Here is a 12,206-nt window from a genome sequence, read left to right on the forward strand (position 1 = left end):
CAATCACCGCCGACCAGAGAATCCGCCTAATTTACCTGTTTTGCTATCATAGCGTACTATCGTTCTCGACTTCTTGCAGGCCCGAATCGCGAACGAAACGGGTTCCTCGCCAAGGTTTCACAATTTGCGACAGGCTGTGGCAAATTTGACGCCTATGAGAGAAGAAGCAGCCGACCTCGCCCCGTCGCGGACCTGAGTTAGCGGCCCCCGCAGCGGCTCCCGTCGAGAGTTTCGAGAGGTGAGGTATCCGCCGTAAATCGATAGTCTTGACGGCCTGTTGATTTAATCGCGTGCGAACTTCTTGAATTAGCCGTTTGGGCGTTAGCCCCGGTTTAGCGGTGCTTGAACCGGGGCTAACGCCCAAACGGCTGATCAAATCGACAGGCCGTTGACGACTTCCACTGCGAGTGGTGTGATGGGCTGCGCTATCTTCGACGCGTATATTAAGAGCGTCTCTTGCCGTTGCGCCTCAACGGCAACCTACTGGAATCCATCATTTGGCTGCAGGACGAAACCAATGGAACTTGAAGCGAAGTTGTTCACGATGATGCGCGGCGTGTTGACCGAGATGGTCGACGGAATCTCCGACGCCGACTTTCAGAGCCTGCCGGCCGGCGGTGGCAATTCGCCGAACTGGATCTTGGGACACTTGGCTCTTTGCAACGAGTTCGGGCTGATGACGATGGGGCTGCCCGTCGAGCGAGCCGAGCAGATGATGCCGATCTACGGCCCAGGCAGCCAACCGACCGAAGCGGCCGACAACTTGATGAGCAAAGCCGACTTGGTCACCTTCTTTAATGAATCGGCCGACCGCTTCTTGATGGCTGTCGCCAACGCGAGCGATGAAGATCTTGCCGCAGAGCGAAGCAGCCCGATCCTGAAAGCTCACCTGCCGACAGTCGGCGACATGGTGGGACACCTTCTGACGACTCACTTTGGAATGCACATCGGCCAACTAAGCGCCTGGCGTCGCAGCCGCGGCATGGGCTCCGTCTTGAAAATCTAGTCGCCTCGGGACAACCAGAATATCGAAAAACGGCAAGATCGGAGCGTTCCAACCCTAGCGATAGCCGGGGTCTGCGTTAGCCAGCGTCCCACCGACATCAACGTCCCCCGGTGGCAAGCAATTCGCGCTCGGTGAACTTTGCAGTGGTTTCCAACAAGTCGATAGGCAGGATGTCGATTGCGGCCCAGCCTCCCAGGCGCTGGAGTGTCAGACTTTCGCCGGACACTTTCTCCAGTCAATTTCTACCCGTGGTTTAGGCCGCTTTGTCTTCGGCGATCGGATCGGTCTGCGTTTCGTAGACACCGGCTTCGCTGGTGCCATCGCCGTCCCAGTCACCTGCAACGGGCTGGCCGTTGGGCGAATGCGGCTGATCGAAACGCTTATCGTCCGCAGTCAGCTGCCGATCGGAATTGCTGTCGATGATCCAAGTGTCGCCGCGGACGACGCCGATCTGATCGATCCCGTCGCCGTTCCAATCGCCAACAACTGGCAGATCGCCAGGTTCACCAAACTGAACGGTTTCGTCCCGCGTGGTCCAGCGGCCGTCGCCATCGCTGTCCAACATCCAACGCCCGGCGCGGAAGACAGCGATCGTATCGATGCCATCGCCATTCCAATCGCCCACCAGTGGCGTATCGGCGTTGTGCCCATATCGGAAGACGTGATCGATCAAGTCGCTGCGCAGTTGGCCCCGTTCGCGAAGCTGCAAGACGCGGATACCATCGGTCGCTTCGGGCTGCATCGGCGGTTGGTTCTTAGGACGCAGACGGCGAATGTTGTCGGGATCGGGCAAACCGGGATCGCGGACGATCGCTTCGGGATCGCGATCCCATTCGGGACCGAAGATTCCGATATCGTCTTTGCCGTCACCGTCCCAGTCGCCGACGACCGGACGATCCATCTCGGTTCCCAGTTTGACCCACAAGTCGTTACCGTCCCACTTGCCATTTCCGTTGACATCGATGAACCAATTTCCCTCGATGAAGAGAGCCAGTTCGTCGCGGCCGTCGCCGTTGAAGTCGCCAGCCAACGGGATGGCATCGGCATCGCCGAGCGTGATCGCCGACGATTCGGACAACACATTCCCATCGCGGTCCATCAGCAACCAGTTGCCTTTGTCGCGAAGATTGGTACTCCAAGCAGCCGTGTCCAACACGATGCCGGCGTTTTGGATCACCTTGCCACCGGAGCTTTCGAACGCAGTTTCGCCGCGTGGGAAGCCACCATCGATGACACTCAAGTGCCACGTCACGCCGGGATCATCGTTGGCCCAGATCGGATTATTGATCTCCACCGCGTCGGCAAAATTGATCAACAGCGGAGCGTTGATGAACGTTTCGATCGGCGGCGGAGTGAATTCGACGGGCGGCGGATCCCATTCGACTGGCGGAATCGGTGGCTGTTCGCGGATCAACACTTCGCTGAAGTTGTTCTCGACCGACGATCCACCGACGGGCAGGTCGATCAAAATGATTCCGTCGTTGTTTGGATTCGTCGCACTGTCCAACGTCAACGTTTGCAACTGGAACGTCGTCGTCGAGTCCTCGGGGACATCGGCGGCGTTGACGGCGAAACCGCCCAAGCTGCCCGCGGTGTCCAAGCCGTCGATGTAGCCATCGGGTTGAATCTGGTAGATGTGATAGGTACCAGATCGCAGACCGGTGAACTCGTAGAAGCCGTTGGCATCGGTAACGACGCGAATCGGCCCATCGGCGTAGGTCCCTGGGAGTGCGTTCTCGCCGAGGAAAGCTTGCCCCAAGACGTTGCGAAGTTCCAGCGTCACACCGGCCAAAGGCGTATCGTCGCCGGTCCGCAGACCGTCGGAGATCCCTCGCAAATCCTCCGGTTCGGGAACTTGCGAAAGCAGTCGCACGTCGCCGTCCTGGAAGACGTAACCGCTGATCATCGCCGGTGGCAGTTCGCAGAAGTCGTTGTTCAGCGAGTTCTGGTTGGCCAGCAGACCGATCGAAACGATGCTGTTCAGCCCCGAATCATCGCCGCCGGTTGTACCAGCGTGTTGATCGCCGTCAAAGTAACCGTTCGGTTGAACCTGGATCACCGAGTAGGAGCCCGGCGCGAGGTCGGTGAATTCGTAGAAGCCGTTGGTGTTGGTCAGCGTGGTTGCGATCAACGTGCCGTCGGCGTCGTACAACTGCATCTCGACGTTCGCAAGCAGTTCTTCCTCGGGATCGAGGACGCAATCGCCATCGCTGTCGACATGCACGCGGCCAGAGATCGTACCGGGTGGCAGTTCGCAGAAGTCGTTCGATTCGCTGGCCTGCCCCGCTGCCAACGGAATCTGCGAGATTCGATTGATCACCGAATCGTCGCCGCCGGTCGTGCCAGCGTGCTGATCGCCGTCGTAATAGCCGGTCGGTTGCAGTTCGACGACGGTGTAGTCGCCGGGAGCCAGGTCGGTGAATTCGTAGCGACCGTTGATATCGGTGGTCGTCGTCGTGATCAGCGTGCCATTATTGTCGTACAGTTCGATCGTGACGCCCGACAGAAGCAGTTCATCGGGATCGCGGACGCAGTCGCCATCGGTGTCGACGTGAACGTATCCGGAGATCGAACCGGGTGGCAGTTCGCAGAAGTCGTTTGCTTCGCTGTCCTGTCCCGCCGCCAATGGGATCCGCGAAATCCGATTGACTACCGAATCGTCGCCGCCAGTCGTACCGGCGTGTTGGTCGCCGTCAAAATATCCCGCCGGTTGCAGTTCGACGACGGTATATTCACCGGGAGCCAGATCGGTGAACTCGTAGCGTCCCAACGTGTCGGTTGTTGTCGTTGCGATCAGCGTACCGGATTCGTCGTACAGTTCGATCGTGACGCCCGACAGACGCAGTTCGTCGGGATCGCGAATGCAATCGCCGTCGGTATCGACGTGAACGTAACCGGAGATCGTGCCTGGTGGAAGTTCACAGAAATCGTTGAACTGCGAGTCCTGGCCCGAGCTGAGTGGGATCTGCGAGATTCGATCGGTCACCGAATCGTCGCCGCCGGTGGTGCCAGCGTGTTGGTCGCCGTTGTAATATCCGACGGGTTGGATTTCGACGACGGTGTAATTACCCGGCGCGAGGTTGATGAACTCGTATTCGCCTTGGCTGTTCGTCGTCGTCTGCATCAGGAAATTCCCGGCATCGTCGTACAGTTCGACGACAACGCCTTCCAGCCGCAGTTCATCGGGATCGATCTCGCAGTCGCCATCGGTGTCGACATGGATCCGCCCCGAGATCGTCCCCGGCTTCAGTTCGCCGAAGTTGTATTCGACACCGACCTGTCCCTGCCGCAGGTTGATCGCGAGGATTCGGTCGCCAGGATTGTCGGCGCGGCCGACGGTTGACCCCGCGACGGTTCCGGCGGTGTCGAGCCCGTCGAGGTAGCCGGCGGGAGTCGTTTCACGCAGGGTGTATTCGCCCGGCAGAAGGTTATCGAATTGGTAGAATCCGTTGGCGTCGGTCTGCCGCGAGGCGACGACAGCGCCGGTCGAATCGATTAGTTCGACAAGAGCTCCAGGGATCGCCTCTTCGCCCGAATCGCGGATTCCGTCGTTCGATTGATCGTGGTAGACGTAACCCGAAATTTTGGCGGGGGCGGCTTCGCAGAAATCGTAATGCGTTCCCTCGCCGCCAGCGCTGAGGGTGATCGTCGTGATCCGGCTGCCGCCGTCGATACTGCCGACCATTTGGCCGTCGATCATACCGACATGTGCGGCGCCTTCGAGCAGTCCCACAGGCGTGTATTCGATGATTCGGTAGTTGCCTTTGACCAAGCGATCGAATTCATATTCGCCCAGTGAATTGGTCCGCGTCTCGGCGATGAAGTTGCCTGCGGAGTCCTCTAAGACGATCCGAACATCTTCCAGTGGGACGTCGCCGCTTTCGTCGTGCGGGCCAAAGCAATCTTCGCCGGGAGCGACCAGGTAGACCGCTCCAGCCAATGAACCAAGCGGCAGTTCGCCGAAGTTGTAATCGATACCGACCGATCCGCCTTGCAGATCGATCGCGTTGATCTCATCGCCGGGATTGACCGCGATACCGACCAAGATCCCGTCGACGGTACCGGCGGTATCCAAACCGTCGGACAGATCGTGAGGCATCACGGTTTCGACGACTCGGTAGCGACCTGGGGCCAGGTCGGTGAAGCTGTACGAACCGTCGGCGGCGGTGGTCGTCTCGACGATCTCTTCGGGAGCGATCGTGTCGACGGGGATCAGACGGACGGTGACACCGCCCAGACCGATTTCGCCCGGATCTTTGATGCCGTCGTCGCTATCGTCGCGGTAGACATAACCGCTGATCTTGGCCGGATCGGCTTCAGCGAAATCGTAGTCGACCGCGTGCAGATCGCCCAATGGAATCTCGATGCCGGTCAAGACATCCGCATTGAGCACGGTTCCGCTGATGCTGTTGTCGACGGTACCGGGAACCGCGCCGACGCTGAACAATCCCGTCGGCTGCGTCTCTTCGATGTGGTAGGTGCCCGGCATCAGATCGAGATCGGTGCCGAAGTGGTAGTCGCCGTTGGCATCGGTCTGCGTCGAATGCCCGGTGTACTGGAACTGACCGCTCGCTTCATCCAGCATGTACAGCCGCAGTTCGACGCCGGGGATCCCCTTTTCCGACGCGCTTTGAACGAGGTTCAGATCGTTGTCCAGATAGACGGTACCGCCGATCGAGATCGGTTTGGGCGCTTGTTGCAGCGTCACCAAAGCGGCAGCGGTCCGGTCGGCGTGGCTGCGGACATCGTTGCCCGCATCGGGAGGCAGATCGATACCGTAAATCGCTTGAGGATCGCCGTAATCGTTTACGAAGATATCCGACGTGGTGACATCGAAATAGTGTGGCGCCTCGAAGCTTGCGGTGAGGATCGTATCGTGGAACTCCTGTCCCGATTTGATCACGTCCAAGCGACTATTGAAGATGGCGACATCATCGCTGACCTTCAAGATTTCGTCGACATCGAGGCTGAAGATCAGCTTGTCGCCCGCTTGGAAGTTGTTGAACTCCAGCTCCAACAGCATGCCGCCATCGGAAACGGTTGCCGACACCGATGCGGCGGGATTGGCCGACAACAGGCTGACGACTTTGAAGTCGTGGTAGCCGGCTTTGCCGAGGCCGCCAGCTTTGGTGTCGAAGATCGCGTCGCCAACGCTCAAGCCATCGCCATCTTTATCCAGATCGATCGACAACTTGGTCAACGACGTCCCATCGGCACCGCCGACAAACGACAGTTGGAATTGATCGGGATGCGAGTCATCCCCCTCGTCGACCTGATTGTCGCCGAAACTGGTTTCCAGGTAATCGGTTTCGATATAGACCAGACCGACGTGGATTGGCATCGCCGCGGCGTCCATCACGCATCGCGCTTCGAGTCGCTCGACCGAACGAATTCGTCGGACGGCGGCAACGGGCTGAGTCTTGGGTCGCAAAAATTTATTAAACGCTCGTTGAAACACCATTATCGCTCCGTTGCCAATGTCGAAGTTGTGTCTGTCGATTCCATGCCAGGGATCCCAGCGACCGTCTCGTGTTGTTGGATCTGCGACAGTCGCCAGAACCGAATCGACGTGTCGTAGCTGCCCGAGATCAAGTGCTCGACGTTTGCCTTAAGCACCGCGACGGTCCCTTGATGGCCGGTCAGCTTCTTCGTGACTTCACCGCTGTTGACGTTCAATACACGAATCAAGTTGTCCGAACCGCCGACGGCGACATGTTGCGAATCGATCGCTGCGACCGACAACAACTTGCAGCCCGGGATCGTGACCTCGCGAAGCATCTTCATTTGCACGGTATCGACGATCGCACAGCGGCCGTCTTCGCCGACCGACACGATCATGTTGGCACCGCGGACCAACGTGCTGTCTCGCAGACGCCCGACGTGCAAAGAGATCGCCGCCAACGTCTCACCGGTATCGGGATCGATGAAGTGCATCTCCCCCGATCGACCGCCGACGGCCAGGATGTCGTCGACGTCGGTGAACAATGCAGTCCGCAGATCGCGGCACTTGCAGGTCAGTTTTGCTGCGGGGATCGTCTTGGATTGCATCAAAAAGATCTGCGGGTCGAAGCCGACAGCTGCGATCCGCTTTCCGTCGTCGTTGAATCGAACGCAGGCCAGAGCCGGTCCGCCGCCGATATCGCGTGGGTTTTCCCAGTTGCTCTCGCGTAGCCAAACCTGAATTCGGCCGTCGTTGCCAGCCGACAGCAACATCGAACCATCGGGGGCAAAATCGAGCGAGCGAACCCAATCGGTGTGCTGACCAATGATCTGCTGTTTGGAGAAGTTCTCCCCGGAGAGAAGACGAATCGCGTGATCATCGCCCGCTGCGGCGAGCAGTTCGCCACCGGGGCTGATCGCCAAAGCTGTAACCACAGGGGGATAGTCCCGCCCCGCTACAGGCTCTAAACGAATCGAAAGGTTATTGGGGATCGTTTCGATAGCATGGCAATTTGCCAGTTCGAAGCAGGCCATCGCAAGCGACAGCAGAATAAAAGCAAAGCGAAATACCACCGTGAATCCCTCCTGGATTTGACAGGTCAACGCAGCTCAAGCAGCGATCGACGCGCAGAACTCCAGTAGGCGATATCGGCGTTCCCGACCGTCGGCAATGAACGTTTTGAAGTCCAAGTTGTCTTTTATCGCCGTCAAAGTCGAATGCTATCAACGCGCCGCTCCCTCGATGAATCGCCCCTCTTTGGCCGACTGAGGGGCGGCTGGCGGCGCGTTGCGGGACTGTCGAATCGCGCGGCCCTGTGTTTTGCGGGAGCGGCGGGCAGCGGGGCGAGAAAGCCTGCCGAATGTAGCGATTTTGACAGGAATGCCTAAAGAAATTCAGAGCCACCGCGACCGGTAGCGGCCCAAGTTGCTTGACCCCAAGTGGTCGGATTCCTACAAATAGATCGACGCCCAACGGTTGCTCGCTCCCCTGGAACGAGCGGCCTTCTTTCTCGCGGGATGCGTGTGAAGGAAGCGGATCAGTTTGGCTCGGAACAATTCCGAAACGCCCACGGGCGGGGATTGCCTGAGCCGTTCGACTGTTGCAATCGGATCAGCAAATTCAGCTGGTGACGATTGCGGCGGTTATTTCTCCCCAAAACTGATCCACTTTTTTTGACCGGGCACTAAGCGTGACCTATATTCTCGTGGTTGCTAGCTGCATGCCAGTTCCAGCGGCCACCAGTGGTGCCCTTCCCCACCGCTGCCTCCCGCGCTCCGATGGATTCTACATGTTACGAGAACAAACGGGCTGGCGACCCTCCCTCGCTTTCCTGGCTTGCTTGATCGCTGGCCCATCGATTGCATTAGCGCAGCCTGCGTCAAACCCGGCTGCCGTCGATCCGATATCCGCTCAATATGAAGCGGGCATAGCTCTGGAACGTGCCGGCAAATGGCCCGAAGCGATCCGGCACTACGAATCGGCTGTCCGGCAATATCCCGAACAACAAGCATTTAAAGATCGCTTGACGATCAGCCGGATGCACTTCGATGTCCGCCGTCGCTACCAGGACACAAGCTTTTTGCGTTCGGTCGATACGATGAGTTCGCCGCAGGTGTTGGACATGTACGACGAGATTCTCAAGAATCTCGAGCGGAACTATGTCGATTCCCCTGCCTGGACCGAAGTCATGCGTCACGGGACCGCATCATTAGAAGTCGCATTGATCGAACCTTCGTTTGTCCAACGGCATCTGCCCAACGTGCCAGCCGATAAGATCGAAGCCTTCCGCCAAACGGTGCGGTTCTATGTTCAGGACCGTCCGCAGGGAACTCGGTTCGATCTGCGAGCCAACGCGTCGTTTGTCGCGGGTGTCGCCAAGCAGCAACTGGGACTGTCGCCTGCCGCTACGGTTTGGGAATACGTTTGTGGTGCCGTCGCCACGCTGGATCCCTACTCGCGGTTCCTGACCGGCAATCAACTCGACGAAACCTTCGCCAACATCGAAGGCAACTTCGTCGGCTTGGGAGTCGAACTAAAAGCTGAAAGCGACCGTTTGCGGATCGTCAGCGTGATCGCTGGTGGCCCAGCCGAACAGGCGGGACTGAAAGCTGGCGATGCGATCGTTGCCGTCGAAGACAACTGGACCAACAAGGTAACTCCCGACTATGCCGCCGACCTGTTGCGTGGCAGCGAAGGAACCTATGTCAGCGTGGTTGTCGACAGCATCGGACAGGCTCAACGCACGATGCGAGTTCAACGCCGCCGCGTCGAAGTCCCGAGCGTTGAAAACGTTCACATTCAAGACAAGACCGACGGCATCGGTTACCTGCGGTTGACCAGCTTCCAAAAGACGACGATCCGCGATATCGACCAAGCCTTGTGGCAGTTGCACCGCGAAGGGATGCAGACGCTGATCCTGGATCTGCGTGGAAACCCGGGGGGACTGCTGACGGCGGGCGTCGACTTGGCCGATCGCTTCCTTAGCGACGGGCGGATCGTGCAGACTCGCGGTCGCAACAGCAACGAGAACTTCGACTACGTCGCTCACCGATCGGGCACCTGGAGCGTTCCGTTGGTCGTGCTGGTCGACGAAGACAGTGCCAGTGCCAGCGAGATTTTCGCCGCAGCGATCTACGATCACGGCCGCGGCACAATCGTCGGCAGCCGCACCTACGGCAAGGGGACCGTGCAGGGAATCTTCCGCATGAAGAGTGCTCACGCCGGACTGTGCCTGACGACCGCCAAGTTCTACTCGCCCAATGGTCGCCCGATCAGCGGTAGCGGAGTAACGCCTCACATTCCTGTCGAAGAACAAACGATCGCGATGCGACCGGTTGTCGATCAACAGGGTGTGGCGCGACAACCGGCTCCAAACGATATGGTCCTCGAAACCGCAGTCGAGTTTGTTCGCGGCAACGCACGCGTCAGCCTACGGCCTCAACCTTAACAGCTGGCAGAGATCGATCCGGCAGCGGCCGGATCGGTTGAGACAGTTCACGAACCCGCGGCGCGCGAAGGAGTCTCGCGACGCTTGCAAAAACCTTCGCTCGCGCCACGGGGGTTCGTGATCTTCAAGCGTTAAAGTTTGCCGACAGCTATCGCCCCAATCTCTGACAATGGGGCGATGCAGCAAGTCCAGAAGGCCAGCCCACAAATCGGCTCGCTCAGCCAATCGACTGACGCCAAGCGATCGGCTTGGAAGCGAGCGGGCAATCGACGCGATACGGGGAGAACCGTCGGCGGATCGCGGGAAACTGAAGAGCAGCGTTTCGATCACTCTAAAAAAAGGCGTGGCCCGCGCGGGGACCACGCCACTTCACTTTGTCAACGGATCGACGTGTTTCATCTTCCACGCCGATCTCTTTCTATCGGAAACGTCCGAGTCGAGAAAACTCAGTCGATCTGCAGGGCTTCGCCACCGTAAGTCGTGCTGCTGGCTCGCCATGCATTCAGATCGACAGTCTCGGCAACAAATCGAACCGAACCGTCACATTTCCCGACCTGAACACCACCGGGATGACGACTGCGCGATGCAAACATCGTTGGATTGGTTGTCGTCGACACGGCACAGGGAAGTCCGGCAACCTCGAGATTTTGGCAATAGCTCGAAGAGTAAATCCGATCGGGAAGTGCAGTGTTGGGCCCCAAAAACGTTGTGAATCCGGTTGCATCAGCCCACCATGTGAAGCCTCGCAGATCGCCCCCCTTGCCCTGCAGTACCTCGGCAATCATCAAGGTGTTGCTGAGCCCATCTAGTACGTCGCGAAACTTGTATTGTTTCAGGTTGGTCGAACTCGCTGTGCCGTACGGAGCGCCCTCGAACAAGACACCGTTAACTGTCTGTTGAGCGTTACCGGTGTTGCCGTAATTGGCAGCGTAGTTGTGGCTGGTGATCGTCGAGATCGGAGTGTTGGGCATATCGCTAGGACACGAATGCGCGTCCAAGCGGATGCTTGTTGCGGCGATGTTCTTCGCTCCCGAATAGCGAAAGCTGCTGTCGGGAATATCAAATTTGCCGTTTTGATTGTACATCTCGTAGATCGCGTCCTGTTCCATGAATGATTGGATCGCGATCTGCCACGTTCCCCAACAGCATCCATACGCCCCGACGGGCAATGCGTTGTAGGTGTCGTGATAGTTGTGGGTTGCCAACGTAATCTGCTTGACGTTGTTGCCACACTGCATCCGTCGAGCCGCCTCGCGAGCCGCTTGAACAGCGGGCAATAACAGGCCGACAAGAATACCGATGATCGCGATCACGACTAACAACTCAACAAGCGTGAACGCCTTCCTCAATGATTTCGCACGTAACATGAAAGTCTCCTTTTTCAGAACAAAAGTAAGCGGTGCGCAGCACGTAAGTGTTCGCATTGCGCACGCGATAACGAAGCAAATAACGAGTAGATATTTTTTGGGGCAGCAGAGATCGAAAGGCAGGCTTCGTCTGCAGGCCGCAAACGAAGGGCTTCTAAAGGTCGGGATAGGCTAAGGAATATCGAAGCTTAAAACGTTGTCGGAAGCTTCAATTTTTGCTGTCAGCGTACTCTCGACATTATACTCCGGCGGAATCCGCTCTTTGGAAACCGGCGCCGCACTGGAGTCGCCAGGAGCAGCTTCGACGGCAGCGACGGTCTCGTCGCCAGCAAAGATCTTGACGATGTAATCGCCCGGTTTCAGGCCTCTTTCGGCGGGGATCGAGAACTCACCGTTGGTGATCGTCGCTCCGGATTGACTGCTGCCATCCGCTGCCAGGATTTCGATAGTGCCACTCTCTAAAGGCGCTCCACCCAAGGTTACTTTGCCCGATACATCAACTCGGCCACCGGTGTCGCTGCCACAACCTAGCGTCGTGAGCGTCACAAGAAGGGCCATCATCCAAGTTACATTGGCGCAGCATCGCGCAGCGGTATTTCGCATCGGCTGGACTCGAGGGGGCTGGTGTACTGATCTCATGATTCGAGATCGGCATAAGGTGGTAGGAGTTGATAAGGCAGGGAGCAAGAAAGAGTTATATCGGTCTCCCCCGTTAAACACAAGAAAAATTTTAAACAAAGCACCAATTTTGAGTTGACGCCCCTCCACGAACTTTGACAAACCCGCCGGTTTAGCCAGCAACACCCCAATTGCCTATGCGACCAATGCTTCCGAATGGAAGACGGACGAACGGTCGCCTCAACTTTTAATGGTGCGGCATCGCAACAGCCTTCTCGCCCGGAGGACGATGCACCTGCGATGCAGCCCCTGCAACAGCGCTGCCGC

6 protein-coding genes are annotated in these 12,206 nt (G+C 58.0%); 2 read left to right on the forward strand and 4 right to left on the reverse strand.

The features are described 5' to 3' along the window. Positions 1–517: 517 nt before the first annotated feature. Complete coding sequence (locus tag CA51_RS17405) at positions 518–1,006, forward strand: DinB family protein (protein ID WP_197451260.1); 489 nt, start codon at positions 518–520, stop codon at positions 1,004–1,006. A 253-nt stretch (positions 1,007–1,259) separates the two neighbouring features. Here the strand turns inward: CA51_RS17405 and CA51_RS17410 are convergent, their stop codons facing one another. Next, positions 1,260–6,467, reverse strand: coding sequence for an MSCRAMM family protein (locus CA51_RS17410; RefSeq protein WP_145122496.1), 5,208 nt, complete (start codon positions 6,465–6,467; stop codon positions 1,260–1,262). Next, a complete protein-coding gene (locus CA51_RS17415) occupies positions 6,467–7,519 on the reverse strand; it encodes a WD40 repeat domain-containing protein (protein WP_145122497.1) in 1,053 nt (350 codons plus the stop codon). The genes CA51_RS17410 and CA51_RS17415 overlap by 1 nt, the downstream gene beginning before the upstream one ends. Positions 7,520–8,235: 716 nt before the next feature. On the opposite strand from CA51_RS17415, the gene CA51_RS17420 reads away from it, so the two are divergent. Next, positions 8,236–9,894 (forward strand): S41 family peptidase, encoded by a 1,659-nt coding sequence (locus tag CA51_RS17420; protein WP_197451261.1) that lies wholly within the window; start codon positions 8,236–8,238, stop codon positions 9,892–9,894. Positions 9,895–10,340: 446 nt separating this feature from the next. Here the strand turns inward: CA51_RS17420 and CA51_RS17425 are convergent, their stop codons facing one another. Beyond that, on the reverse strand, positions 10,341–11,261 hold the full coding sequence (locus CA51_RS17425; RefSeq protein ID WP_145122499.1) for a DUF1559 domain-containing protein: 921 nt from the start codon (positions 11,259–11,261) through the stop codon (positions 10,341–10,343). 171 nt (positions 11,262–11,432) lie between these two features. After that, complete coding sequence (locus tag CA51_RS17430; RefSeq protein WP_145122500.1) at positions 11,433–11,864, reverse strand: hypothetical protein; 432 nt, start codon at positions 11,862–11,864, stop codon at positions 11,433–11,435. Positions 11,865–12,206: the final 342 nt, after the last annotated feature.

It is taken from the genome of Rosistilla oblonga (assembly GCF_007751715.1).
Classification (GTDB): Bacteria; Planctomycetota; Planctomycetia; order Pirellulales; family Pirellulaceae; genus Rosistilla; species Rosistilla oblonga.

Coding starts and splice junctions, on each gene's coding strand:
- CA51_RS17410 (WP_145122496.1), bottom strand. CDS start 6,467: ATGGTGTTTCAACGAGCGTTTAATAAATTTTTGCGACCCAAGACTCAG.
- CA51_RS17430 (WP_145122500.1), bottom strand. CDS start 11,864: ATGCGAAATACCGCTGCGCGATGCTGCGCCAATGTAACTTGGATGATG.
- CA51_RS17405 (WP_197451260.1), top strand. CDS start 518: ATGGAACTTGAAGCGAAGTTGTTCACGATGATGCGCGGCGTGTTGACC.
- CA51_RS17425 (WP_145122499.1), bottom strand. CDS start 11,261: ATGTTACGTGCGAAATCATTGAGGAAGGCGTTCACGCTTGTTGAGTTG.
- CA51_RS17420 (WP_197451261.1), top strand. CDS start 8,236: ATGTTACGAGAACAAACGGGCTGGCGACCCTCCCTCGCTTTCCTGGCT.